General features: G+C 69.3%; 22 protein-coding genes and 2 pseudogenes. 4 read left to right on the top strand and 20 right to left on the bottom strand.

The genetic code is table 11. From position 1 onward, the window contains the following. Positions 1-235: 235 nt before the first annotated feature. The 11 genes from ehuA to AB0J91_RS13795 all read right to left on the bottom strand — a co-directional run bounded on the left by ehuA (position 236) and on the right by AB0J91_RS13795 (position 12,407). Positions 236-991 carry an ectoine/hydroxyectoine ABC transporter ATP-binding protein EhuA gene (gene ehuA, locus AB0J91_RS13845; protein WP_363791121.1) on the bottom strand — a complete coding sequence of 252 codons (756 nt, stop codon included), beginning with the start codon at positions 989-991 and terminating at the stop codon, positions 236-238. 4 nt (positions 992-995) lie between these two features. Continuing rightward, positions 996-1,652, bottom strand: coding sequence for an ectoine/hydroxyectoine ABC transporter permease subunit EhuD (gene ehuD, locus AB0J91_RS13840; protein ID WP_363790881.1), 657 nt, complete (start codon positions 1,650-1,652; stop codon positions 996-998). Then, entirely contained in the window at positions 1,649-2,350 is a 702-nt protein-coding gene (gene ehuC / locus AB0J91_RS13835) for an ectoine/hydroxyectoine ABC transporter permease subunit EhuC (protein WP_363867949.1), read from the bottom strand. The genes ehuD and ehuC overlap by 4 nt, the downstream gene beginning before the upstream one ends. Positions 2,351-2,357: 7 nt before the next feature. Continuing rightward, entirely contained in the window at positions 2,358-3,242 is an 885-nt protein-coding gene (gene ehuB, locus AB0J91_RS13830; RefSeq protein ID WP_363867946.1) for an ectoine/hydroxyectoine ABC transporter substrate-binding protein EhuB, read from the bottom strand. 243 nt (positions 3,243-3,485) lie between these two features. Next, a complete protein-coding gene (locus tag AB0J91_RS13825; protein ID WP_363867943.1) occupies positions 3,486-4,586 on the bottom strand; it encodes an acetate/propionate family kinase in 1,101 nt (366 codons plus the stop codon). Further along, positions 4,571-6,946, bottom strand: coding sequence for a phosphoketolase family protein (locus AB0J91_RS13820; protein ID WP_363868132.1), 2,376 nt, complete (start codon positions 6,944-6,946; stop codon positions 4,571-4,573). Before AB0J91_RS13820 ends, AB0J91_RS13825 begins: the two co-directional genes overlap by 16 nt. Before the next feature lie 284 nt (positions 6,947-7,230). Next, positions 7,231-8,292: a Gfo/Idh/MocA family oxidoreductase gene (locus AB0J91_RS13815; RefSeq protein ID WP_363867940.1), complete on the bottom strand. Its 1,062-nt coding sequence runs from the start codon at positions 8,290-8,292 to the stop codon at positions 7,231-7,233. Positions 8,293-8,334: 42 nt separating this feature from the next. Beyond that, a complete protein-coding gene (locus AB0J91_RS13810) occupies positions 8,335-9,033 on the bottom strand; it encodes a response regulator transcription factor (RefSeq protein WP_363867937.1) in 699 nt (232 codons plus the stop codon). Positions 9,034-9,069: 36 nt separating this feature from the next. Then, on the bottom strand, positions 9,070-10,308 hold the full coding sequence (locus tag AB0J91_RS13805) for a histidine kinase (RefSeq protein ID WP_363867934.1): 1,239 nt from the start codon (positions 10,306-10,308) through the stop codon (positions 9,070-9,072). A gap of 219 nt (positions 10,309-10,527) precedes the next feature. Beyond that, positions 10,528-11,157, bottom strand: a complete 630-nt coding sequence (locus AB0J91_RS13800; protein WP_363867932.1) for an MBL fold metallo-hydrolase — start codon at positions 11,155-11,157, stop codon at positions 10,528-10,530. 110 nt (positions 11,158-11,267) lie between these two features. Continuing rightward, entirely contained in the window at positions 11,268-12,407 is a 1,140-nt protein-coding gene (locus tag AB0J91_RS13795; RefSeq protein WP_363868130.1) for an S-(hydroxymethyl)mycothiol dehydrogenase, read from the bottom strand. 119 nt (positions 12,408-12,526) lie between these two features. On the opposite strand from AB0J91_RS13795, the gene AB0J91_RS13790 reads away from it, so the two are divergent. After that, on the top strand, positions 12,527-13,327 hold the full coding sequence (locus AB0J91_RS13790; RefSeq protein WP_363867929.1) for an SAM-dependent methyltransferase: 801 nt from the start codon (positions 12,527-12,529) through the stop codon (positions 13,325-13,327). 8 nt (positions 13,328-13,335) lie between these two features. Here AB0J91_RS13790 and AB0J91_RS13785 read toward each other — a convergent pair whose 3' ends face one another. The 3 genes from AB0J91_RS13785 to AB0J91_RS13775 all read right to left on the bottom strand — a co-directional run bounded on the left by AB0J91_RS13785 (position 13,336) and on the right by AB0J91_RS13775 (position 16,943). Then, positions 13,336-14,496: an MFS transporter gene (locus AB0J91_RS13785; protein ID WP_363867926.1), complete on the bottom strand. Its 1,161-nt coding sequence runs from the start codon at positions 14,494-14,496 to the stop codon at positions 13,336-13,338. A gap of 75 nt (positions 14,497-14,571) precedes the next feature. Beyond that, positions 14,572-15,765 (bottom strand): acyl-CoA dehydrogenase family protein, encoded by a 1,194-nt coding sequence (locus AB0J91_RS13780; RefSeq protein WP_132685475.1) that lies wholly within the window; start codon positions 15,763-15,765, stop codon positions 14,572-14,574. Beyond that, positions 15,762-16,943 (bottom strand): CoA transferase, encoded by a 1,182-nt coding sequence (locus AB0J91_RS13775; protein ID WP_363867923.1) that lies wholly within the window; start codon positions 16,941-16,943, stop codon positions 15,762-15,764. Before AB0J91_RS13775 ends, AB0J91_RS13780 begins: the two co-directional genes overlap by 4 nt. Positions 16,944-17,077: 134 nt before the next feature. Between AB0J91_RS13775 and AB0J91_RS13770 the strand changes: the two genes are divergently transcribed. Further along, the gene (locus tag AB0J91_RS13770) at positions 17,078-17,737 is read left to right on the top strand and encodes a GntR family transcriptional regulator (RefSeq protein WP_363867920.1); all 660 of its coding nucleotides are present in this window, start codon (positions 17,078-17,080) and stop codon (positions 17,735-17,737) included. 49 nt (positions 17,738-17,786) lie between these two features. Here the strand turns inward: AB0J91_RS13770 and AB0J91_RS13765 are convergent, their stop codons facing one another. Further along, the gene (locus tag AB0J91_RS13765) at positions 17,787-18,647 is read right to left on the bottom strand and encodes a 3-hydroxybutyryl-CoA dehydrogenase (protein WP_363790859.1); all 861 of its coding nucleotides are present in this window, start codon (positions 18,645-18,647) and stop codon (positions 17,787-17,789) included. Between the two features lie 326 nt (positions 18,648-18,973). Here AB0J91_RS13765 and AB0J91_RS13760 point away from each other — a divergent pair, with 326 nt between their 5' ends. Further along, positions 18,974-20,164, top strand: coding sequence for a low temperature requirement protein A (locus AB0J91_RS13760; protein WP_363790857.1), 1,191 nt, complete (start codon positions 18,974-18,976; stop codon positions 20,162-20,164). Here AB0J91_RS13760 and AB0J91_RS13755 read toward each other — a convergent pair. Both AB0J91_RS13755 and AB0J91_RS13750 read right to left on the bottom strand, forming a co-directional pair. Continuing rightward, positions 20,148-20,906 (bottom strand): serine hydrolase, encoded by a 759-nt coding sequence (locus tag AB0J91_RS13755; protein WP_363867917.1) that lies wholly within the window; start codon positions 20,904-20,906, stop codon positions 20,148-20,150. The genes AB0J91_RS13760 and AB0J91_RS13755 overlap by 17 nt on opposite strands. A 269-nt stretch (positions 20,907-21,175) precedes the next feature. Beyond that, positions 21,176-21,373: pseudogene (locus AB0J91_RS13750) on the bottom strand (arsenate reductase ArsC); the annotation flags it as partial. Here AB0J91_RS13750 and AB0J91_RS13745 point away from each other — a divergent pair. After that, positions 21,363-21,587 (top strand): annotated as a pseudogene (locus AB0J91_RS13745) (glyoxalase/bleomycin resistance/dioxygenase family protein); the annotation flags it as partial. The pseudogenes AB0J91_RS13750 and AB0J91_RS13745 sit on opposite strands and share 11 nt — an antisense overlap. A 92-nt stretch (positions 21,588-21,679) precedes the next feature. Here the strand turns inward: AB0J91_RS13745 and AB0J91_RS13740 are convergent. The 3 genes from AB0J91_RS13740 to AB0J91_RS13730 are packed head-to-tail and all read right to left on the bottom strand — an operon-like array spanning position 21,680 to position 25,227. After that, complete coding sequence (locus AB0J91_RS13740) at positions 21,680-22,684, bottom strand: substrate-binding domain-containing protein (RefSeq protein WP_363790847.1); 1,005 nt, start codon at positions 22,682-22,684, stop codon at positions 21,680-21,682. A 31-nt stretch (positions 22,685-22,715) separates the two neighbouring features. After that, entirely contained in the window at positions 22,716-23,726 is a 1,011-nt protein-coding gene (locus tag AB0J91_RS13735; RefSeq protein ID WP_363867914.1) for an ABC transporter permease, read from the bottom strand. Next, positions 23,719-25,227: a sugar ABC transporter ATP-binding protein gene (locus tag AB0J91_RS13730; RefSeq protein ID WP_363867910.1), complete on the bottom strand. Its 1,509-nt coding sequence runs from the start codon at positions 25,225-25,227 to the stop codon at positions 23,719-23,721. Before AB0J91_RS13730 ends, AB0J91_RS13735 begins: the two co-directional genes overlap by 8 nt. Between the last annotated feature and the right edge of the window lie 227 nt (positions 25,228-25,454).

Genomic DNA, 25,454 nt, shown 5'->3' with positions numbered 1-25,454 from the left:
ATTTCAGTGGAAGTCAGGTCCCCGATTTCCACTGAAATCGAGGTCCCAAGTTCCACTGAAACCGAGGTCCGGACTTCCACTGAAACCGAGGTCCCAAGTTCCACTGAAACCGAGGTCCGCACTTCCACTGAAACCGAGGTCCCGAGTTCCACTGAAACCGGGGTCCCGAGTTCCACTGAAATCGGGTCCCGAGTTCCACTGAAAGCCGGTTGTCTTGGGGCGGGGTGTGGAGGGGTTATTTGCGTTCGAGGACGGCCTTGAGGAAGCGCTGGGTTCGTTCGTGCTGGGGGTTCTGGAGGATCTGGGACGGGGGCCCGGATTCGACCACCGCGCCCGAGTCGAACATCAGGACGCGGTCGGAGATCTCCTCCGCGAAGCGCATCTCGTGGGTGACCAGCAGCATCGTCATGGCCGTGGTGTGCGCGAGGTCGCGGATGACGGCCAGCACCTCGCCGATGAGCTCCGGGTCCAGCGCCGAGGTGACCTCGTCGAACAGCATCACCTTGGGACGCATCGCCAGGGCTCGGGCGATCGCGACGCGCTGCTGCTGACCGCCGGAGAGCTGCCCCGGCTTGTGCGACATGTGCTTCTCGAGCCCCACCAGCTGCAGCAGTTCGACGGCGCGCTGCCCGGCCTCGTCGCGGCTCATGCCCAGCACCTGAACCGGCGAGAGCGTCACGTTGTCCAGCACGGTCATGTGCGGGAACAGGTTGAAGTGCTGGAACACCATACCGATCGTGCGCCGCACCTCGGCCTGCTTCTTCGCGTCGAGCCGGGCGCCCTCGCGGCAGTCCCACAGCGGCTGCCCGTCGACCTCGATCAACCCGGTGTCGGGGTTCTCCAAGGTCATCAGCAGCCGCAGGATGGTGGTCTTGCCGGAGCCGCTCGGTCCGATGATGGACACCTTCTCACCCGGCGCCACCGTCAGGTCGAGTTCGCGCAGCACGTGGTTGTCCCCGAAGGACTTCCCCACGCCGGAGAAGGAGATCATCGCCTCATCTGGGGTGGGCAAGACGCAGCTCCAATCGTTTGATCAGCCTCGCCGCGGGCAGGCTGACCGCCAGGAACAGCAGGGCGGCGATGGTCATCGGTTCCAGGTAGCGGTAGCTGCTGGAGCCGATGGCCGTCGCGTGGCCGAGCAGTTCGAACACCGTGATGGCGTGCAGGATCGCGGAATCCTTGAACATCTGCACCAGGTAGTTGCCCAGCGCCGGGATGACGTCGCGGATCGCCTGCGGCAGCACCACGAACCGCCAGCGCTGCCAGTTCGACAGGCTCAGCGCGGTGCACGCCTCCCACTGCCCGACGGCGACGCTCTGGATCCCCGCGCGGTACACCTCAGCGGTGTAGGCGCTGTAGTTGAGGCCGATGACGACGATGCCGGTGATCATCGGCGAGAACTGCACCCCGATGCCGGGAAGCACGAAGAACGCGAAGTACGCCTGCACCAGCAGCGGCGTGCCCCGGACGAACAGCACGTAGAAGGTGAACAGCTTGCTGATCACCGGCACCTCGGAGTAGCGCACCACGGCCACGAACAGCCCGACGATCAGCGCGATCGCCATGCCGACGAGCGTGATCTGCACGGTGACCCACAGCCCTTGCAGCAGGAAGGGCACGATCTGCGCGGCGAACGACCAGTCCCAGATCACGACGTCACCCGCCGATCAGGCAGGACGCGCTGCCAGAAGCTCTGCGCCTGCGCCGGCCGGGTCGGGTCGACGCGCCGCTCCAGCCACGAGGAGCCGAGCGAGAGGACGTAGGCGACGACGAAGTAGAGCACCAGGATCGTTCCGAAGACCGCCGCCGTGGCGCCGGTGGTGTTGCGGACCATCTGGGCGGTGAAGGTCAGGTCGGCCACGGTCACCAGCGACACCAGGGAGGTGTTCTTGAGCAGGTCGACCATCACGTTGCCGAAGGGCGGGATCATCGCCGGAACCGCCTGCGGCAGGATGACGAACCGCATCCGCTGGTAGGGGCTCAGGCTCAGCGCGACGGCGCCTTCCCGCTGACCGCGCGGCAGGGCGGTGATCGCGCCGCGCACGATCTCCGCGCCGTAGGCGCCTTCGTTGAGGCCGAGCGCGAGGATCGCCGCGGCGAACGGGAGCAGCTGGATCCCGAAGAACGGCAGTGCGAAGAACAGCCAGAACAGCTGCACCAGCATCGACGTCCCGCGGAAGACCTCGATGAACACCGACGCCGGCCAGCTCAGCCAGCGGCGGGGCGACATCCGGGCGATCCCGGCGGCGAAGGCGACCACCACCGCGAGCACCATGCCGGCGATGGTGAGCGCGATGGTGATCAGCAGACCTTCGCCGAGCAGCGGGAAGTAGGGCAGGATCTGCGACATTCGCGGCTCAGCCCGGGACGGCGCAGAGCTGTTCGCGGGTCACGGATCTCGCGGCCTCCCCGGAGAAGCCCCATTTGCCGAGGATCTGGTCGAACTCGGGCGTGGCCTTGAGCGCCTTGAGCTGCTCGTCGTAGGCGGCGACCAGGTCGGCGTCGGCCTGGCGGAAACCGGCGCCCGAGCCGGTCTGCTGCACGTCGGTGATGGCACCGGTGATCTCGATGCCCTCGGTCTTGAGCGCGTTGAGCGACAGGGTCGGCAGGAAGAACGCGTCGGCTCGGCCCGCCTGCACGGCTTCGATTCCGCTGCGGCCGTCGGGAATGTTGACGACCTGCGAGGCCGGGACCCCGGCGGTCTTGAGCGCACCGTCTTCGAAGCCGCCCGGCAGGACCGCGATCTTCAGCGCGGGATCGGCTTTCACGGCCGCGATTCCGGTGAGCTTCTTCGGATTTCCCGCGGGCACCGCGAACGATTCGGTGGACACGATTTCCGGTTCGGAGTAGCGGATCTGGCCGCACCGCGACTGCTTCATGAACAGTCCGGCGGCGATGATGTCCCACCGGCTCGCGTTGAGCCCCGGGATCATCGATTCGTAGGGGGTGACGATGCCTTCGATCCGAGGCACGCCCATTCTCTTGAGGACCGCGGCGACCACGTCGGGCTCGGCTCCGGTGACGCTGCCGTCGGGGTTGATCTGGGTGTAGGGCGGCTCGTTGGCGATCGCGATTCGCGCATACCCCTGCTGCTTGAGTCGGTCCAAGGTGGATCCGGTCGGTTGCCCTGTGCCTGGCTGGGTGAAGCTGCACCCGCCGAGGAAACCGGCGATCGGCACCGCGAGTGCCGCCGCTCCACCGGCGCGGAGCATGTGCCGTCGAGAAATTTCGGTCCTGCTCATCGGCCCCAGACCTCCCTGATACATCGCCCATTCGAGTGATGCGGTTGGGCAGACCGTAAGTCGCCCCTTTGGCCCTGTCAACGCGAAAACACACCGTGACGTGTAACGGCCTGTTTCCACCAATCACGCGAGAGTGCCGAATCGAGAAGCATTTCCAGCGCAAACACCGGACCCAGCACAGCGTGCCGATAACCGGAGGATGTTCTTTCGGATTAATTAGACACGGACGGGTGAAGATCGTTTTCACTCGTGCACCGCCACGGCGACGCGCGATTGCCGCGCGATCTCCAAGTCCTCCCGCGCGCGCACCACGACGCTGCGGGCCGCGGCACCGGCCGCGCTGATCTCGCCCTCCGTCGCGTGGATGTTGTGCGCCGGATCGATGGCCGCCCCGGCGAAGACCAGCGCCGAGCCCACCGCCGCGCGCACCGGCGGCTGGTGCTCGCCGATCCCGCCGGTGAACACCAGGAGGTCCAGCCCGCCGAGCACCGCCAGCATCGCTCCGGCGTGCCGCACCAGGCTGTGCCGGTAGACGTCGAAAGCCGTTGCGGCGTCGTGGTCCCCGTTCTCCCGGGCGTCCAGCACGTCGCGGAGGTCGCCGCTCCCGCCCGCCAGCCCCGCGACTCCGGACCTCCGCGCCAGGGTCTCGAAGACCTCTTTCGGCGCGAGACCCCGGGATTCGATGAGCCAGCCGATGAGACCGGGATCGACGCTGCCGCTCCTGGTGTTCATCACCAGCCCCTCCTCCGGGGTGAAGCCCATCGTGGTGTCCACGCAACGGCCGTTGAGCACCGCAGCCATCGACGCCCCGGCCCCGAGGTGGCAGCTCAGCACCTTCCCGCGCCCGGGATCCAGACCGGTCAGCTCCGCCCCGCGCCGCACCGCGTAGGCGTGCGACAGCCCGTGAAAACCGTAGCGGCGCAGGGAATACCGCTCGTTCCACTCGCGCGGCAGCGCGTAGGTCGCGGCGGCGGCGGGGAGTCTCGCGTGGAAGGCGGTGTCCACGCACACCACCGAGGGCACCCGCGGCGCGATCCGCCGCGCCACCCGGACCCCGTCGATCGCGCGCGGCTGGTGCAGCGGTGCGAGGTCGGTGAGCGATTCCAGGTAGGTCTGCACCTCGTCGTCGACGAGCGTGGCTTCGGTGATGCGATCGCCGCCGTGCACCACCCGGTGTCCGATGACCTCGGCGCCGTGCTCGTCGAGGAATTCCTCGATCGGCTCCGGTTCACCGCCCCAACGCTCCACGTGCCGGTCGTCGACCAGCTCGTCGCCGTCGAGCAGGGCGAGCTTGAGGCTGCTGGAGCCGGCGTTGACCGTCAGCACCCTCACCGGCCCGGCCAAGACCACTCCCGGATCTCCGGCATGTCCTCGCCGTGCGTGGACACGTAGTGCCGGTGCTCGATCAGCTTGGTCTTCAACGCCTCCCGCGCGTAGGCGGCGCGCGGCCCGAGCCGGGGAACCCGGTCGATGACGTCGATGGCCAGGTTGAACCGGTCGATCTGGTTGAGCACGCACATGTCGAACGGCGTGGTCGTGGTGCCCTCCTCCTTGTACCCGCGCACGTGCAGGTTCTCGTGGTTGCTCCGGCGGTAGGTCAGCCGGTGGATCAGCCACGGGTAGCCGTGGAAGTTGAAGATCACCGGGCGGTCCCGGGTGAACAGGCTGTCGAACTCGGCGTCGGACAGCCCGTGCGGGTGCTCCCGCTCGCCCTGCAGCCGCATCAGGTCCACCACGTTGACCACCCGGATCCGCAGGTCCGGGAACTCGCGCAGCAACAGGTCCACCGCGGCCAGAGTCTCCATCGTGGGCACGTCGCCCGCGCAGCCCATCACCACGTCGGGATCGCCGTCGACGTCGCTGGAGGCCCAGTCCCAGATGCCGATCCCCTTGGTGCAGTGCACCACCGCCGCCTCCATGTCCAGGTACTGCGGCGCGGGCTGCTTCCCGGCCACCACGACGTTGATGTAGTCGCGGCTGCGCAGGCAGTGGTCGACCACCGACAACAACGTGTTGGTGTCCGGCGGCAGGTAGACCCGCACCACCTCGGCCTTCTTGTTCACCACGTGGTCGATGAACCCCGGGTCCTGGTGGGAGAAGCCGTTGTGGTCCTGCCGCCACACGTGGGAGGTCAGCAGGTAGTTCAGCGAGGCGATCGGCTGCCGCCAGGCCAGCCGCCCGGTGACCTTCAGCCACTTGGCGTGCTGGTTGACCATCGAGTCCACGATGTGCGCGAAAGCCTCGTAGCAGGAGAAGAACCCGTGCCTGCCGGTGAGCAGGTAGCCCTCCAGCCAGCCCTGGCAGGTGTGCTCGGAGAGCACCTCCATCAACCTGCCGTCGCGCGCCAGCGAGTCGTCGCCGGACAGGGTCTCGGCGACCCAGGTGCGCGCGGTCGCCGCCAGGATCGCGGCCAGCCGGTTGGAGTTGTTCTCGTCCGGCGAGAAGACCCGGAAGTTCCGCTCGTTCTCATTCAGCCGCATCACGTCCCGGAGGAACCGGCCCAGGACGCGGGTCGCCTCACCGGAGCTCGCGCCCGGCTGCTCCACCTCGACCCCGTAGTCGCGGAACTCCGGCAGCCGCAGAGCGCGCAGCAGGTGCCCGCCGTTGGCGTGCGGGCTGGCGCTCATCCGGCGATCGCCGGTCGGGTTGTGCTCGCGGATCTTGCGCACCGGAGCTCCCGAGGACTCGAACAGCTCCCCGGGCTCGTAGCTGCGCAACCAGGACTCCAGCTGCCACAGGTGCTCGGGGTTGCGCCGCGGATCGGAGATCGGCACCTGGTGCGCGCGCCAGGTACCTGCCACGTACTTGCCGTCGACGGTGTCGGGCCCGGTCCAGCCCTTCGGGGTGCGCAGCACGATCATCGGCCACCGAGGTCTCTGCTGGACGCCTTCCCGCCGCGATCGGCGCTGGATCGCGGAGATCTCGTCGAGGCAGCGGTCCAGCGTCGCGGCGAACAGGTGGTGCATCGGTGCCGGTTCGTCCCCGGCGACGAGGTAGGGCTCGTAGCCGAAACCGCGCAGCATGCCGAGCAGTTCGTCGTCGGGGATGCGGGCCAGGACCGCCGGGCTGGCGATCTTGTAGCCGTTGAGGTGCAGGATCGGCAGCACCGCGCCGTCGGTGGCCGGGTTGAGGAACTTGTTGGAGTGCCAGCTGGTCGCCAGCGGACCCGTCTCGGCCTCACCGTCGCCGATGACGCAGGGAACGATCAGGTCGGGGTTGTCGAACACCGCTCCGAACGCGTGCGAGAGCGCGTAGCCGAGCTCGCCGCCCTCGTGGATCGACCCCGGCGTCTCGGGCGCCACGTGGCTGGGGATCCCACCGGGGAACGAGAACTGGGTGACCAGCCGCTTCAGGCCGTCGTTGTCCTGGGCGACGTCCGGGTAGATCTCGCTGTAGGTGCCTTCCAGCCAGGCCGCCGACACCAGGCCCGGACCGCCGTGACCTGGCCCGATCACGTACATCATGGCGAGGTCGCGCATCCGGATGACCCGGTTGAGGTGCGCGTAGATGAAGTTCAGACCGGGCGTGGTCCCCCAGTGCCCGAGCAGCCGCGGCTTGATGTGCTCGGGGCGCAGCGGTTCGCGCAGCAGCGGGTTGTCCATCAGGTAGATCTGGCCCGCCGACAGGAAGTTGGCCGCGCGCCACCACAGCTGCAGCCCGTCCAGCTCCTGCGGCTCCAGGTGCTCGCTCACCGCTGGGGTCATCGTCCACCCCGCCTCGGACACCTGCGCATCACTGCTCATCCCCGACCCCCGAACGTCGACCACTCACCCAGCCTGGTGCCCCACAGCGCAGGCGCAACTCGGCGTAACGGCGCCAGGTCGTCAGACCTGCGCAGGGGAGCGGCGGGGAACGTTGGGCACTGGCGGTTGTGGTCCGAACCGACCGGGCAAAACGGACTCGATCACGGGTCGGTTCGGACCAAAACCGTCCTGGGGCACGGCCGCCGGCGTCACGCGGAGGCCGCGCAACGCCGGGGTGGTGCACGTCAGAGGAGGCGTTCGACCGTCTGGTTCTCCGCGGAGCGCTGGGCCGCGGCGATGATGTCCAGGGCCGTGACCGCGTCGGCGGGGTCCACCGGGGCCGGGCCGTGGACCGTGAGGGCTTCGACGACCTCGTCGTAGAACGCCTGGTAGGCGCCGGGCTCGCTCGGGACCTTCCGCGCGGTCTCGCCGTTGCCGAGCTCGCCCCAGATGTCCTCGGGCTCGCGGCCCCAGGTCTCGTCCACGGGCCGCTTGCCCGCGCGGAGGTCGGCTTCCTGCGGGTCGGTGCCGTGCTTGGTGAACGTGCCCTGGTCGCCGAGCACGCGCAGGCGCGGGCCGGAGACCGCCGCGAGCTTGCTCATCCACAGGTGCGAGCGGACGCCGTTGGCGTGGGTCAACGAGACGAACGAATCGTCGTCGGCGCGCACGCCCGGCCTGCGGCGGTCGATCTCGGCGTAGACCGAGGTGACCGGGCCGAACAGCTGCAACGACTGGTCGATGAGATGACTGCCCAGGTCGTAGAGCAGACCCGCGACGTCCTCGGCGCCGCCGGAGTCGCGCCAGGTGGGCTTCGGCTGCGGCGCCCAGCGGTCGAAGCGGGACTCGAAGCGGTGCACCCGCCCCAGCTCGCCGCCGGCCAGCACCTTGCGCACGGTGAGGATGTCGCTGTCCCAGCGGCGGTTCTGGAACACCGTCAGCAGCAATCCCCGGTCGCGGGCGTGCTCGATGAGCTCGCGTCCCTCCTGCGCGGTCGGCGTGAAGGGCTTGTCCACCACCACCGGGACTCCGGCGTCCAGCGCGGCCTTGGCGAGCTCGACGTGCGTGCGGTTCGGCGTCGTGATGACCACCAGGTCGGGCTCGCGGGCGAACAGCGCGTCCATGCCGGCCACCGGCTCGGTGCCCGGGTGGTCGGCGCGCACCTGCGCCTGCCGATCCGAGTTGGAGGTGACGACCGCGTCGAGCCGCAGCCGCGGGTTGGCGGCGATCAACGGCGCGTGGAAGATCGCTCCACCTGAGCCGTAGCCGACGAGTCCGACCTTGAGTTCGTGCTGTTCCGAGCCGTGCATGACCCCATTAGACACGTCTCGCCGCACGGGTTCGGCAGGGCGTCAGGCCGTGACCTGGCGCGGCGGGCGGGCGTTGTCCTGCCCCGGGCAGACCAGGCCCGTCTCGTAGGCGAGGATCACCAGCTGCGTCCGCGAGGAGATCTGCAGCTTCTGCATCACGTGGTACAGGTGCGATTTCACGGTCAGCTCGGCCAGGCCGAGGTTGCGGGCGATCTCGGCGTTGGAGCCGCCGCGCGCGACCTCCAGCAGCACGTCCACCTCGCGCTCGGTGAGCACGGACAGCTCGCTGCGGGCGTCGCGCACGCCCAGCGCGGCGAAGCGCTGGAGCAGCCGCTTGGTCACCCGGGGCGCCAGCAGCGCCTCTCCCGCCGCGACCGTGTGCACGGCCTTGACGAGCTCCTCCGGACTGGCGTCCTTGAGCAGGAATCCGCTGGCCCCGGCGCGCAGCGCGCCGTAGACGTACTCGTCGAGGTCGTGCACGGTCAGCATGATCACCGATGTCGCGCCATCGGTCTCCGCGAGGATCTCCTGAGCTGCGGCGATGCCGTCCTTGCCGGGCATCCGCACGTCCAGCAGCACCACGTCCGGACGTCTCCGGCGCACCGCGGCCACCGCCGAGTCACCGTCGGAAGCCTCGGCCAGAACGCGCAGTCCCGGCTCGTTGGACAGCAGCGCGACCAGCCCCGCGCGGATCATCGCTTGGTCATCGGCAACCAGGACGGTCGTCTCCGCAGTTCCCACCGAGCCTCCTAGGTCCTGGCGGCCTGACATTTCGGCTCAGGCCAGGTCCGAATTTTCCGGGCACGGTAACACGGCCTCAAGACGAAAACCGTTCATGACGGGATGTGCTGTCAAAGTTCCACCCAGCAGCGCAACGCGTTCCCGCAGGCCGATCAATCCGTGACCCGACTGTTGGTGCGCAGCCCGCTGCTTCTGGTCGTCCAGCGCGCTGAGCTCGTTGGTGACTTCGATGCGCACCGTGGTGGGGGCGTACTCCACCAGAACCCGCGCTCGGCCGGCTCCGGCGTGCTTGAGCACGTTGGTCATCGCCTCCTGGGCGATGCGGTACGCCGTCATCTCCACGGCCTGCCCGAGCTCGCGGACCGGACCGCGCCGGTCGAGCTTCCAGGTCACCTGCCCGCCGCGGACCGAGTCCACCAGGGCGTCGAGGCCGTCCAAGGTGGGCGTGGGCTGCCAGTCGACGGTTTCCTTGCCGGTCACGTCGCGCTCGCGGAGCGCGCTGAGCATGTCCCGCATCTCCCCCAGCGCACCCCGCGAACTGCTCTCCAACTCCTGGAGCGTCTGCCTGGCGTGGTCGGGATCGCGGTCGATCACCGCCCGCGCGACACCCGCGCGCAGCGCCACCACCGACAGGTTGTGCGAGACGATGTCGTGGAACTCCCGCGCTATTCGCGCGCGTTCGATCGAGGCGGCGTCGGCGGCCAGCTGATCACGAGCCTCGTCCAGCAGCGCCAGCGTGCGTTCGAGCTGATCAGCGCGCCTGCGACCGATCTGCACCGCGTAGGCCAGGCCGACGACGATCACCAGGTTCACCACGGCCCCGATGACCCGCAACGCGCCCATCAGCGGGCTCATCTCGTAGGCGATCGCATCGACGACCGGGTAGAACATCGCCAGCCCTGCGGCGGCCACCATCATCGACGGCGTGCTGCGCACGCAGACCGAGTACAGCGCGACCTGGATGACCAGGTTCAGCGCACCGATGCTCAGCTGGAAGGCGCTCAGCCCGGACGCCGTCGCGACCAGCACGAACAGCACCGCCCACGGAGCCCGGCGGCGCAGCGGCAGCAGCAGACCGGCCGGGCCGCCGATGGCCATCGGCACCCACCACGGCATCCACGGCGGGTGGTCGGCCAGCGCGGCGTCGAAGGCGTAGAGCACCGACGCGGCGAGCACGAACGCGACGTCGCCGAGCGTCACGCGATGGGTCAGCGCCCACTGCCAGAACCCCGACTTCGAACGGGACAACACCAGCCTGCCGACGACCTGATCCATCGCACCTGCCTGTCTGCAACGGGGCTCACGGAGCCGAGTCCGGCCCCGGCGGCACCACGCGCCGCGAACACCGGAGTCGGGGGTTCCGGCATCCGCGGCACGCCGCTCCCGTCGCACCGGCACGCCGAACGACGGGCCCAAGATCTTGCCCGCCGTTCGACCCCACCTCATCCGTCGAAAGTGGGAGTGTAGAACGCTCCGTGTCGAACCGAGGACTGATCAGTGGCCGCGCGCCACCCATTCGTCGAATTGCGGACGAACATCGCCGATGGTCGTCGACTCTCCGTGTCCAGGATGGACCTGGGTCTCCGGCGGCAGCGGCAGCAACCGGTCCCGGATCGAAGCGGTGATCACGCCGAAGTCCGAGTAGGAGCGCCCGGTCGCACCCGGCCCACCGGCGAACAACGTGTCCCCGGTGAACACCGCGCCTTCGGCCGGCGCGTAGAAGCACACCGCTCCTGGCGCGTGGCCCGGCGTGTGCAGCACGTGCAGCTCACCGCCGCCGACCTCGATCACCTCGCCGTCGGCCAGCTGCCGGTCGGGCTCGCGGTCGGGGTGGGTCATGTTCCACAGCACCAGGTCGTCCGGGTGCAAGTGGATCGGGGCGCCGACCGCGTCGGCCAGTTCCGGCGCCCGGCGCACGTGGTCGTCGTGAGCGTGCGTGCACAGCACGGCGCGCACCTTCCGATCACCGATCAGCTTCTGGATCGCGCCCACGTCGTGCGGCGCGTCCAGCACCACGCACTCGGAGTCGTCGCCGACGACCCAGGCGTTGTTGTCCACTTCGAACGTCTGGCCGTCCAGCGAGAAGGTTCCGGACGTGACCGCGTGGTCCATTCGCAAGGTCATTTTCACCACCAGGATTCGGGGTTTCAGAAGGTGTTTCTGGACCGGGTGCGAGCGGCGTGACCGCGAGGCACACCCGCACCGGCACGCGAAACGAGTCCAGCAACGGGCTCTTAGAAGGTCACCACGGAGCGGAGGACTTCTCCGCGGTGCATCTTGTCGAATGCCTGCTCGACGTCGCCGAGGGCGATCTCCTCGGTCACGAACTTCTCCAACGGCAACCTGCCCTGCTGGTACAGCTCGATGAGCATCGGGAAGTCGCGTTCCGGCAGGCAGTCGCCGTACCAGGAGGACTTGATCGCGCCGCCCCGGCCGAAGACGTCCAGCAGCGGCAGGTCCAGCGTCATGTCAGGCGTCGGAACGCCCACCAGGACCACGGTTCCGGCCAGGTCGCGCGCGTAGAAGGCCTGCTTGAAGGTCTCGACCCTGCCGACCGCGTCGATCACCACGTCGGCGCCGAAACCGCCGGTGAGCTCCCGGATCGCCTCGACGCTGTCCTGCTCGGCGGCGTTGATCGTGTGCGTGGCGCCGAAGCCCTCGGCCCAGCTCAGCTTCTCGGGGTCGGTGTCCACTGCGATGATGCGCCGCGCACCGGCCATCGCGGCTCCGGCCACGGCACCGTCGCCGACACCGCCGCAACCGATGACGGCCACGCTGTCGCCCGGTCCGGCCTGGCCGGTGTTGACCGCCGCGCCGATGCCCGCCATCACACCGCATCCCAGCAGTCCGGCCACCGCGGCCCGCGCCGCGGGATCGACCTTCGTGCACTGACCGGCGTGCACCAGCGTCTTCTCCGCGAAAGCGCCGATCCCCAGCGCCGGGGACAGCGGCGTGCCGTCGGTCAGCGTCATCGGCTGGGAGGCGTTGTGGGTGTCGAAGCAGTACTGCGGACGACCGCGCTTGCAGGCCCGGCAGACCCCGCACACCGCGCGCCAGTTGAGCACCACGAAGTCACCGGGCTCGACGTCGGTGACGCCCTCGCCGACCTGCTCCACGACACCGGCGGCTTCGTGGCCGAGCAGGAACGGGTAGTCGTCGCTGATGCCGCCCTCGCGGTAGTGCAGGTCGGTGTGACAGACCCCGCACGCCTGGACGCGAACAACCGCCTCGCCAGGCCCCGGGTCCGGCACCTTGATCGTCACCACCTCGACCGGCCTGCCCTTGCCGGCCGAGACCACCGCCTGCACGTCGGACACGACTACCTCCTGGGACCGCGTTGTCGGGATTCGCTGTGAATGGCGCAGCAGCCACATCGTCATATGCACGACCGACCATCACAAGGGCACGCCGATCCGCATGCCCGATCGATGTTGAACACGAAGGGTTACGTGACGACTACTGTACGATTTCGGTGGAGAGGGAGAGGACGAGCATGGTCGACACGCGCAAAGCGGCTGTCCGGGAGATGGACATCGGGCGTCCCGCCGCCGCCAGGATGTACGACGCGTTCCTCGGAGGCTGCCACAACTTCGGAGTCGAACGCGCCATGGTGGAGCGCATCGGCACTGCCCTGCCCGGCATCACCGGCACCTACCAGGAGACCCGCGCGTTCCTGCGCCGAGCGGTGGAGTACCTGCTCGCGCACGGTGTCCGGCAGTTCCTCGACCTGGGCTCGGGCATCCCCACCATCGGTCACGTGCACGAGGTGGCGCGTCGGCGCACCCGCCACTTCCGGGTCGTCTACGTGGACAACGAGCCGCTGACGGTCGCGCACAGCAAGCCGCTGCTCGCGGCCGAGATCAACGCCGCCATCACCCACGCCGACATGCGCGATCCTCGGTCGGTGCTGGAGTCCGCCGAGGTCCGAGCGCTGCTGAACGTGGACGAGCCGGTCGGCCTGCTGATGTCCTCGGTGCTGCACTTCCTCCCGGACTCCGATGACCCGGACGACCTGGTGGCCGAGTACCGGGCCCGGCTCGCCCCCGGAAGCCACCTGCTGGTCTCGCACGTCACCGGCAGCCATGACCCGACTGCGGCCCGCACGCTCACCGAGCACTACGCGGAGACCTCGGACCCGCTCTTCCCGCGCGACGCCGACCGCATCGAGTCCTTCTTCGGTGACTTCACGCCGGTCCCTCCCGGCGCGAGCTACCTGAGCGACTGGCGTCCGGACCCGGGCACGCGGACCCCGACCCCGTACCGCCTGATGTTCGGCGGCCTCGCGCGCAAGTGACGGGCCGGTCAGCGCCGGACGAACATCAGCAGGATCGCGGCGGTGATGGCGCAGGCCCCCGCGGCGATCCAAGCGCCGGTGAGGCCTGCGTGCTCGGCGATGAGTCCGAACAGGAGCGGGCCGAGGCTGCCGCCGAAGTAGATGCCGGTCTGGGTGAAGGAGGTCGCACTGGCCACCCGGTCCGGGGCGATCTTGGCGACGGCGAAGTTCAGCAGACCCGGCCACGCCCAGCCCGCGCCGAAACCGATGGCCACGCCGATGAGGAACACCGGTGGCGAATCCACCGCCATCAGGCCGAAACCCAGCGAACCGATCAGCAGCATCACCGTGATGACGCGGATCAGGTTGGGGTTCTTCCGGTCGGCGGTCACACCGGCGGCCAGCCGGATCGTCAGCCCCACGGCCGAGCCCAGCGACAGCACCAGCCCGGCGGCCCACGGGCTGAAGCCCACCTCGACGGCGGTGGTGGTGACGAAGGCTCCCAGCGCGTTGGCCGCCGCCGAAGCCAAGCCGCCGGCGATCGCGATCAGCAGCAGCGCCGTGAACTTCCCGTCGGTGCCGGCCGAACCCGGGCGGGTGACCTGGGACCGCTCGGCCTGCGGCAGCTTCGGCACCGACACGGCCGCGACCAGTCCGATCACGCCGCCGATCAGGAACACCCAGCGCCAGCCGACCGTGAGCGCGATGGCGGGCACCGCCACGCCCGCCAGGAGCGTGGCGGCCGGGATCGACGACTGCTTCACGCCGAATCCCATGCCCCGGTGGTTCGCCGGAATGCCTTGTGCGATCAGCAGGTTCGAGGCCGGTTGCGCCAGCGAGTTGGGCAGCCCGGCCAGCCACAGCAGTCCCATCAGCCAGACCGCGTTCGGTGCGGCCGACAGGCCGAACAGGCACAGCGAGCTGCCGAGGACGCCGATGCGCATGCCGAGCCGGGCGCCGATGCGCTCGACCACCCAGCCCATGCCGCGCGAGGACACCGACGCCACGCCGAAGAACCCGGCCGCGCCCACGCCCAGCAGCGCCGCGCCGAAGCGCAGGTCCTGCTGCAACTGCACGCCCAGCCCGCCGACCAGGAACACCGGGAACACCCCGACGGTCACCACCGCGGCCACCGACGAGAGCACTCGCGGTATTCCGACGCTGCGCTGTTCGACCGCCACGGCTGACATCAAGACCCTTTCGTCCCAGGTCCTGCCAGCCTCCGACGCCGAACGATCCTTAGCAAGGCTAAGGTGACGAACCCGTCATCCCCGGAAGGCCGGGATCCCGGTCAGCGCCTGGCCGATGGTCAGCGCGTGCATCTCGCTGGTGCCCTCGTAGGTCAGCACCGACTCCAGATTCGTCATGTGCCGGATCACCGGGTACTCCAGCGAGATCCCGTTGGCACCCAGGATCGTCCGCGCGGTGCGGGCGACCTCCAGCGCGCCCCGGACGTTGTCCAGCTTGCCGAAGCTGACCTGCTGCGGGCTCAACTGCCCGGCATCCTTGCGCTTGCCCAGGTGCAGCGCCAGCAGCCTGCCGTTCTGCACCCGCACGGCCATGTCCGCCAGCTTGGACTGGGTGAGCTGGAAACCGCCGATCGGGCGTCCGAACTGCTCCCTGCTCGTGGCGTAGTCCAGCGCCGCTTCCAGGCAGCTGCGCCCGGCTCCCACCGAACCCCACACGATGCCGAAGCGGGCCTCGTTGAGGCAGGACAGCGGTCCGCGCAGGCCGGTGACCTCGGGCAGCACGGCATCGGCCGGCAGCCGGACGTCGTCGAGCACCAGCTCGGCGGTCACCGACGCGCGCAGCGAGAGCTTGCGCTTGATCTCCGGAGCCGAGAATCCCGGCGTGTCGGTGGGCACCACGAAGCCGCGCACGCCCTCGTCGGTCTGCGCCCACACGACCGCCACCGAAGCGATGCTGCCGTTGGTGATCCACATCTTGCGGCCGTTGAGCACCCAGTCGGACCCGTCGCGGCGAGCGGCGGTGCGCATCGACGACGGGTCCGAGCCGTGGTCGGGCTCGGTCAGGCCGAAGCACCCGATCGCCTCGCCGGCCGCCATCAGCGGAAGCCATCGCTGCTTGTGCTCCTCCGAGCCCCAGCGCCAGATCGCGTACATCGCCAGCGATCCCTGCACCGACACCAGCGAGCGCAGTCCGGAGTCGCAGGCCTCCAGCTCCTCGCAGGCGATCCCGTAGTCCACAGCGGACAGACCGGCGCAGCCGTAGCCCTCCAGGTGCATGCCCAGCACGCCGAGCTTGCCCAGCTCCCTGGCCAGTTCACGGGCCTGCGGGAACTCGCCGTTCTCGTACCACTCGGCGACGTGCGGCTGCACGTGGTCGCGGCACAGGGCGCGCACGCTGTCGCGGATCGCCAGCTGTTCCGGGGTGAATTCAGCGTCGATGCCCAACGGGTCGTGCGGGTCGAACTTCGGGCGGTTTCCACCGGCGCTCATTGCGGGTCCCTCCTGGACGAGATCGGGGGAAGCTGTTGTTCGGGGCCCTCCAACCACGCGAGGACCTCCTTGTCGTGCTCACCGAGCAGCGGTGGCGCGGTCGCCTCGGCGCTGCCGTGCCCGGAGAAGTCGATGGGCATCCGCACCTGCATCGCGGCGCCCCCGCCTGGATCGACCATCGGCCGCAATCCCAGCGACTCGGCGTAGTGCACCGCCCCGGACAGGTCGTTGACCTGCCCGCACGCGATGCCCACGCCCTGCAGCCGCTGCTGCCAGTCGGCGGCCGGGCGCGCGCCCAGCACGTTCTCCAGCCTGCTCACCATCTCCTCGCGATGGGCGACCCGCTGGGCGTTGGTGGCGAACTTCGGGTCGTCGGCCAAGGACACCATGCCCAGCGCCTCGCTGAGCTTGCGGAACTGCGCGTCGTTGCCGACCGCCACGGCGAGGAAGGCGTCCTCGCAGCGCAGCGTCTCGTAGGGGGCGATGCTCGGGTGCTGGTTGCCCATCCGCTGCGGCGCGATGCCGGTGGTCAGCAGGCTCGACATCTGGTTGGCCAGCGAACCCAGCAGGCTGGACATCAGGTTGACCTCGACGTGCTGGCCCCGGCCGGTCATCTCCCGGTGGCGCAGCGCGGCCATGATGCCCAGCGCGGCGTCCTTGCCGGTGAGCACGTCGACCACGGCGACGCCGACCTTCACCGGGGGCCGGTCGGACTCACCGGTGATGCTCATCAGGCCGCCCAGCGCCTGCACCACGAAGTCGTAGCCGGGCAGCTCGGCGCCCTCCTGGGAGCCGAAGCCGGAGATCGAGGTGTAGATCAGCCCTGGGTTGAGCTCGTGCGCGGACTCGAAGTCCAAGCCGTACTGCGCCAGCGAACCCACCTTGAAGTTCTCGACCAGCACGTCGGCCCGCCGGACCAGCTCGCGCGCGGCGGCCCGGCCCTCGTCCTGGGAGAGGTCGAGGCGCACGCTGCGCTTGCCGCGGTTGACGGATTCGAAGTAGGAGGAGCTGTTCTCGGTCCAGGGCGGCCCCCAGGACCGCGTGTCGTCCCCCGTGCCGGGGCGCTCCACCTTGATCACGGTGGCTCCGAGGTCGGCCAGCAGCATCGTGGCGTACGGGCCGGCCAGCACCCGGCTGAAGTCCGCGACGACGACGCCGTCCAACGGCAGCGCTTCCATGACCCCACCCTTCCGACGGCGCGCGCAACGACGTTCTTGCGCGTCCGGAAATTTGGATCCAATATACAGTTGATCGATGCGCGGTCAAGCCGTTCCGAGCGCCCGCGTGTCCGCACCCGACGCAGGAGACTCCGATGCGCAGACCGCCGACCACTCAGGCATTCGTCCTCGATGAGCTGCGCAGATCCATCGTGTCGGGAGAGCTCTCGCCAGGCCAGCCGATCCGCCAGGACACGATCGCGGCAGGCCTGGGCGTCAGCCGCGTGCCGCTGCGCGAGGCGTTGAAAACGCTCGAGGCCGAAGGGCAGGTCGTCTACCAGCCGCACCGGGGCTACTCGGTGGCCGAGCTGTCGCTGGCGGACCTGCTGGAGGTCTACCGGATGCGGGAGCTGCTGGAATCCGAGGCGGCGAGGGTGGCAACCGAACGGCTCACCGACGCCGATCTGACGCGCATCACCGACGCGGGCCGGGACGTGGAGAAGGCGGCCGAGGACGGCGATCTGGTGGCGATGATCGCGGCCAACCGCCGCTTCCACTTCGCGCTGCTGGAACCTTCCGGGATGCCGCGGCTGCTGCGCGTGGTGCGCACGCTCTGGGACGCCACCGACGCCTACCGCGCCGTCTACTACAACTCCGGAACCAACCGGGCCCGCGTCCGTCGCGAGCACGAGGCCATCATCGGCGCGGCGGAGAACCGCCGCGCCGATGACCTCGTCCACCTGCTCGCCGAGCACCGCGACCACGCGGTCGACGCCCTGCGCGGCACCATCGGCGAGGAGAAGTTCCGGCGGTAGCCGCTGTTCCGAGTGTGGAAGTCAACCTGCACCGCCGTGACCACAGCGGTCATTCGTACGTGTAGAAGCCCTTGCCGGTCTTCTTGCCCTTGATGCCCGCGTCGACCATCCGCTTGAGCAGCGGTGGAGCGGCGTAGGTGGGCTCGGCGTACTCCTGGTACATCGAGTCGGCGATGGCCTTGACGGTGTCCAGGCCGACCATGTCCGCCAGCAGCAGCGGACCCATCGGGTGGGCGCAGCCCTGGACCATGCCGTTGTCGATGTCCTCGGCGCTGGCGTGCCCGGCCTCGAACATGCGGATCGCCGAGAGCAGGTAGGGCACCAGCAGCGCGTTGACGATGAACCCGGAGCGGTCCTCGGCGCGGATGGTCTCCTTGCCCAGCTGCTCGGTGGCGAAACCGCGGGCGCGCTCGACGGTGTCCTCGCTGGTGAGCAGCGACGGAACCAGCTCGACCAGGTTGAGCACCGGAACCGGGTTGAAGAAGTGCACGCCGATGACCTTGTCGGGACGCTTGGTGGCGCCGGCGAGCTTGGCGATCGGGATGGACGAGGTGTTGGAGGCCAGGATCGCCTCCGGGTCGGTGAGCAGCTCGTCGAGCTCCTCGAACAGCTTGAGCTTGAGGCCCTCGTCCTCGGCGATCGCCTCGATCACCATGTCGCGGTCGTCGAGGTCGGTGAGGGTGGTGGTGAAGTGCAGGCGCTCCTGGGTCGCGTCGCGCTCGGCCTCGGTCAGCTTGCCCTTCTGGACCGCGCGGTTGAGCGACTTCCACAGCCGAGAGCGAGCCGCCCGAGCCGCGTCGTCGTCGATCTCGCGAACGATCACGTCCAGACCCGCGCGGGCGCCGACCTCGGCGATGCCCCCGCCCATCTGCCCGCCACCGACGACTCCCAGGCGTTCGATCTTGGTCACCACACAGTTCCCTTCCGCTCCCGGCCGCACTGCCGCTACGCGACGCTATCCGGCTCGGATCATGCCAAAAACCGCCGAACGGCACCGATCAACAGTGCGCGAGGGCACACCTGAGCGCGCAGAGAGCCGGGTCCGCGTGCGAACCCGGCTCCCGGTCGTCCCCCGACTGTCCGACCCTGACCCCCTGTGCGACGTCGAGGCTACCCCACTGAGCGTGTCCGGGCGCATGCGCTCCGGTCATGCACAGTGGACGATCATTTCGGTCGTGCAACGCCACGAGCAGCGCTAACGGGGGCCTGCGCGGCCGACTGCAATAATCCGCCACCATGAGCAAGCAGATGCCGCCGCTGCGACGTCGGATGGTCTCGCGCGATCCGGAAGAGGAGCACCGCGCGGCGACACCGCTCGAGCTGCTGTTCGACCTGTGCTTCGTGGCCGCCGTCGGCCAGGCCGCCGTTCAGCTGCACCACGGGCTCAGCGAAGGGCACTTCGCACCCGTGTCGACCGGCTACATGATGGTCTTCTTCGCCATCTGGTGGGCGTGGATGAACTTCACCTGGTTCGCCTCGGCCTACGACACCGACGACGCGCCCTACCGGCTGCTGACGCTGCTGCAGATGGGCGGTGTGCTGGTGCTGGCCGCCGGGGTGCCCGCAGCGTTCCACGACTACGACTTCCTGATCGTCACCCTCGGCTACGTGGTGATGCGGGTGGCGATGATCGCGCAGTGGTTGCGCGCCGCCGCCGAGCACCCCGAGGGGCGGTCCTGCTCGCTGCGCTACGCCGGTGGCATCGCGGTGGTTCAGGTCGGTTGGCTGCTGCGCCTGCTGCTGCCGCACCCCTACAGCGAGATCGGTTTCCTGCTGCTGGTCGCGGCGGAGCTGGCGGTGCCCGCCTTCGCCGAGCGCCACGCGCCGACCACGTGGCACCCCCACCACATCGCCGAGCGCTACGGCCTGTTCACGATCATCGTGCTCGGCGAGGTCGTGCTGGCGGTGACCGCCGCGATGCAGGAGGACGTCGCCGACGGCGGGTGGTCGGCCGGATTGCTGGAGATCGGTGTCGGCGGCCTGCTGATGATCTTCGTGATGTGGTGGTTCTACTTCAAGCACTCCCCCGTCCAGCACCTCCGCGAGAACCTCCGCAGCTCCCTGACCTGGGGGTACAGCCACATCTTCGTGTTCGCCGCGGTCGCGGCGGTCGGCGCCGGCCTGGAGGTGGCCATCGACGCCGACGCGCACAAGGCGCACATCGGCGAGGTCTCCGCCGCGCTGACCGTGGCCGTGCCGCTGGCGGTGTACCTGCTGCTGACCGGGCTGCTGCACACCAGGTTCACCGACGCGGGCGGGCATTCGACGCTGATCTCGGTGATCGGTTCGGTGCTGCTGCTGGGCACCGCGCTGCTGGCGCACACCCTCGGCGTCTCCTCGACGGTGCTGCTGCTCGGCGTGCTGATGGCGCTGCTGCTGGCCGTCGGGCTGATCACGCATCGGGCACCGGTCAGGGAAGCCGGGTGACCGCAGTTCGGGAGGCTTCGGTGATGTCGTTGACGGCCTTGCCGTAGCCGACCGAGCTGGGCTGGGCGCTGAGCAGAGCGACGACGTAGCGGCGGTCGGGGTCGACGACGCCCGCGCTGTGCACCCAGACCTTGCCCTCCTGGCAGCACATCCAGCCGGACTTCACCGCCTGCGCGTCCATCGCCATCAGCCCGAACTTCTGGTTGACGCCGTCCGCCGCGCGACTCGGGGCCGCGTGCAGCGCGTCGAGGACGAAGTCGCGGTCCGCGGCCGGCATGTGGGCGAGCAGGTGGTGGTAGACGGCGGCGATGTCGCGGGCCGACGTGACGGTGTCGCCCCAGCGGCCGGGGTCGTCCGGTGGGCGGGTCTGCTGGAGCATCAACCGGTTCGCGGCGGCGGTGATCAGCGAGGACCCGCCGTAGCGGTCCCACAGGGCGTTCATGGCCTGGTCGTCGCTGGGACCGAGGGCCCGTCGCATGACTAACCGGTCCTGCGGGGTGACCCGGTGGCGTTCGAGCAGTTCGACGGCCACGATGACCTTCGACAGCGACGCGGAGTACATCGGTTGCTTCGCCGCGCTGCCGTAGGCGACTTCGCCGGTCGCGCGGTCCAGGATCGCGACGCCCAAGGGGTTCCGCTGCGCGGCCGCCTGCTGGTCGACCGAAGCGGTGGCGGCGGCAGGAGCTCCGGTGGGCTTCGCGCGGATCTCTAAGACGCGTTGCTGGTCTTGCAGCGTGGCCACGGCCGAAGGCCCGCACGCGAGGAGCAGGACAGACAGCGCGGCAGCGGCCACCCCCATCGCGCCCGGGCGCGATGGGTGAGAAGCCGGTTTCCTGCCGAACACGCAACCCCCCGGTCGTGACGCCCGGCGTTGTGAACCCGATTCACACAACACCGTCCGGCCACGACAGCACAGGAGGGGCGAATCCGCAGGTGGAAGCCTTTCGTCCCACTTCCGGGTGCCGGTGCGGCGCTAAACCGCCCGATGGGTACCGCACCGGCTACCGGACGTCACTCGCTCGCAATCAGTTCGGTGAGCAGCACACCCACACGGCGGTCGATGTCGTCGCGAATCTCGCGCACCGCGTCCACTCCCCGGCCGGCCGGATCCGCGAGTTCCCAATCCAGGTAGCGCTTGCCCGAGAACACCGGGCAGGCGTCACCGCATCCCATCGTGATGACCACGTCGGACGCCTCGACCGCATCGGACCACCTCGGCGTCGAGGTCGACGACACCGCCACCGTCGAGCAGGCCACCGCCCGCCTGGCGGAGCTCGGCCTGTTCACCGAGGTCGAGAACGACACCGACTGCTGCTACGCCGTGCAGGACGAGGTCTGGGTCCACGGACCGGGCCGGGAGCCCTGGGAGGTCTGCACCGTCAAGTCCGACTCCCCGGCCGCAGACGTCACCTGCTGCTCGTAGCACCTCGGCAACTGCGACCTGAACTGCGAGAACACCGGCGATCGCACCGCGAGCACCGGGGTTCTCAGGAGCGGTCCACCGCTTCGATCACGTCACTGGGGCGGGTTCTCGCAGGAGGGGTTGAGGATCTTCTGGATCTCGGGCGAGTCCAGGTTCTCCTTGGTGATGAGGGTGGCGCCGGTGTCGGTGCTCGGGGCCTGCTCGCCCGTGCCCCGGATCTTGGCGACCGCGGTGTTGACCGCCGCGTAGCCCATCTTGAACGGGTTCTGGGCGATCAGACCGGTGATCACCCCGTCCCGCAGCGACTGGATCTGCCCCTCCGAGGTGTCCCAGCCGATGATCTTGACCTGCCCGGTCTTGCCGGACTGCCGAACCGCCTCGGCCGCGCCCAGCACGCTCGGCTCGTTGGCCGCGTAGATGCCGTTGAGGTCCGGGTTGGCCGTCAGGATGTCCTGGGTGACCTGCAACGCCTTGTTGTAGTCGCTGTCGCTGGACTGCTGCGCCACCAGCTGCAACCCGGGGTTCTTGGCCAGTCCGTTCTTGAAGCCCTGCCCGCGGGTCTCGTTGGTGCTGGTGCCGGCCTGGAACTCGATGAAGGCGACCTTGCCCTTCCCGCCCAGCTGGCGCGCCAGCTCGTCGGTGCCCTGCTCGGCCGCGGCGACGTTGTTGGTGGCGAACACCGGCACGTCCGGCGGCTGCGGGGTGGTGCCGGAGTCCATGTTGACCACCGTGGTGCCCTGGCCCTGCGCGGTCTTGGTGACGTCCGACAGCGCCTTGGCATCGGTGGCCGCGTAGACCAGGCCCTTGACGTTGCCCTGGGCGAGCATGTCCTGCAGCAGGCTCTGCTGGCCGCTGACGTCGCTCTCGGCGCTCACGCCGTCCCACTGCAGCTCGACGTCCTGCTGCTTGGACCCGGCGCACTCGGCGCCGACGCGGACCTTCTCCCAGAAGTCGAAGCCGATCGCCTTGGGCACCACCGCGATCTTGATCGGGCCACCGGCCTGCTGGCCGCCGCCGGTCTGCTCGCGCACGCCGACGCTGCAACCGGTGGCCGCCAGCGTCAGCATCACGCACGTTGCCGTCAGAACCTTCTTCATCGAAGAGCTCCCTTGCTCCTAGCGGAAGTGGCTATCCGACGTCGCCGCCGAGCTTGCGGCGCTGGTAGTAGTCCCACCAGACGGCCAGCCAGATGATCACGCCGATCAGCACGTTCTGGTAGAAGGTGCCGATGTTGAGCTGCACCGCGCCGTTGCGGATGACCGCGACCAGGAAGGCCCCGATCAGCGAACCGAGCACGGTGCCGCGCCCGCCGAAGAGGCTGGCGCCGCCGATGACGACCGCCGCGATCACGTCCAGCTCCAGGCCCTCGCCGAAGTTCGGCTGGCCGGAGTTGATCCGCGACGCCGCGATCATGCCGCCGAGCCCCGCCAACGCACCGGAGAGCACGTACACCGAGGTGATGTAGCGCTTGACCGGGACACCGGACAGCCGCGCGGCCTCCATGTTGGAACCCATCACGTACGCGTAGCGGCCGAGCCGGGTGCGGGTGAGCACCACGTACCCGAGCAAGGCCACCACGATGATCAGCAGCACCGGGATCGGCAGGATCCCGATGACGCCCTGCCCGAGCAGCCGGAACGAGTCCGGCGCGCCGAACACCGCGACCGCACCGGTGGCGATCAGCACCAAACCCCGCCCCACGCTGAGCATGCCCAGCGTGGCGATGAACGGCGGCAGTCCCACCACCGACACCAGCAGGCCGTTGACCAGACCCGCCAGCGCACCGACGACGAGCCCGCCGACGACGCCCAGCAGCGGGTTGAACCCGTAGTCGGCCATCAGCAGCACGCCGATCACACCGGAGAGCGCGGCCACCGAGCCCACCGACAGGTCGATCCCGCCGGTGATGATCACCAGCGTCACGCCCACCGCCATCACCGCGTTCACCGAGGTCTGCGACCCGAGGTTGAACAGGTTGTCGGCGGTGAGGAACGACGGCGCGACGATCGACAGCAGGATGAACACGACGATCAGCGCACCGGCCGCCGCGACCTGGGAGACCGCGCCGGAAAGCCGCTCGCTCAGCCCGCCCAGCAGGCCGCGGTCCCCATTGGACGGTGCCTTGGTCCGCTCAGTCATGGTTGCCCTTCGCTCCGGTCGCGAGTGCGACGACGCGTTCTTCGGAGAACTCGGCCCGCTGGACCTCGCCGGTGATCCGGCCACCGCGCATCACCAGGATCCGGTCGCACATGTTCAGCAGCTCCGGCAGGTAACTGGAGATCAGCACGACCGCTTTCCCCTGCCCCGCAAGGGAATCCAGCTGTTGGAACATCTCCGACTTGGCCCCGACGTCCATGCCCCGGCCCGGCTCGTCGAAGAACAGCACGTCGGCCCCGGTCTCCAGCCAGCGCGCCAGCACCACCTTCTGCTGGTTGCCGCCGGAGAGGGTTTGCGCCTGCCGCCCCACGCGCGGGACGCGGATGCGCAGCGAATCGCGCTGGCGCTCGGCGATGCGCCGTTCACCCTGCAGGTCGATGAGCCCGTAGCGCAGCATCGGGAGCTTGGCCATCGTGATGTTCTTGTCCACGCCCAGCTGCATCGCCAGGCCGTCGGTCTTGCGGCTCTCGGTGAGGTAGCCGATCCCGGCGGCGATGGCGTCGGCCGGGCCGCGGATGCGCAGCCTGCGACCGTCCATTGTGATCGTTCCGCGCTCGGGCGGTTCGGCGCCGAAGACCGCGCGGGCGAGTTCCGTTCGCCCGGCGCCGACCAGACCGGCCAGCCCGACGATCTCCCCCGCCCGGACCTCGAACGACACGTCGCGGACCTGCTCGCCCCGGGTGAGCCCGTCGACCTTCAACCGCACCTCGCCGGGCGGCTGGTGGGTGCGCGGGTAGAGGTTGGAGACGTCGCGGCCCACCATCAGCTGCACCAGCCGCGCCTCGTCCAAGCCGTCGACCGGGCTGGTGTCCACGACGGCACCGTCGCGCATCACGGTGACCCGGTCGCCGATCTCGAAGATCTCGTCCAGCCGGTGCGAGATGTAGAGCACCGCGATGCCCTGGGCGGTGAGTTCGCGGACGATGCCGAACAGCTCCTCGGCCTCGCGCTCGGTCAGGCTCGCGGTCGGCTCGTCGAGGATGAGCACTTTCGCCTGCACCGCCAGGGCTTTGGCGAGCTCGACGCGCTGCTGCTCCGCTGTGGACAGCAGCGACACCCGACGACCGGGGTCGACGTCCAGGCCGACGCGGGCGAGCAGTTCGCGCGCGGCCCGGCGCTCGGCGTTGCGGGAGATCCAGCCGCCCCGGCCGGGTTCGTGCCCGATGAAGAGGTTCTCGGCGACCGACAGGTCCGGGGCGAGGGCGAACTCCTGGTGCACCATGGAGACGCCGAGCCGCCGCGCCGAACCGGGCCCCTGGTAAGTGACCCGCGCTCCGTCCAGTTCGATGTGACCGCTGCTGGGCTGCTCGATCTCAGCGATCATCTTCATCAGCGTCGACTTGCCCGCACCGTTCTCACCTGCGAAGACGTGCACTTCGCCCGGTGCGACCTCCAGGGTGACCCCGTCGACGGCCACCACCCCGGGGAACCGCTTGCCGACGCCGCGCAGCGCCACCGCCGGGCGTAGTCCGCTGACTGTCACGGCGTGCCTCCCTCGATCCGCTGCGAGCGTGCTCCAGGTCACGGTGCGCCGGATCATACCCACAGCGCTGGTCTTGTTGAAAGGTCTGGAACGAAGCCAAGTAACCGATTACCGATCGGACTCGCCGACGCGAATTGGAGCGACGACCGGACGTGGAAGCGGAGGTTACGTAAGCTCTCAGTCGGGACAGCGCACACGCGACCACCGATGATCTAGGGGGCGAGGAC

It is taken from the genome of Saccharopolyspora sp. NPDC049357 (assembly GCF_040677225.1).
In the GTDB taxonomy this organism is placed as follows: Bacteria; Actinomycetota; Actinomycetes; order Mycobacteriales; family Pseudonocardiaceae; genus Saccharopolyspora.
Note: the sequence above shows the minus strand (reverse complement) of the source record. Positions and strands in the feature narration are given on the sequence as shown.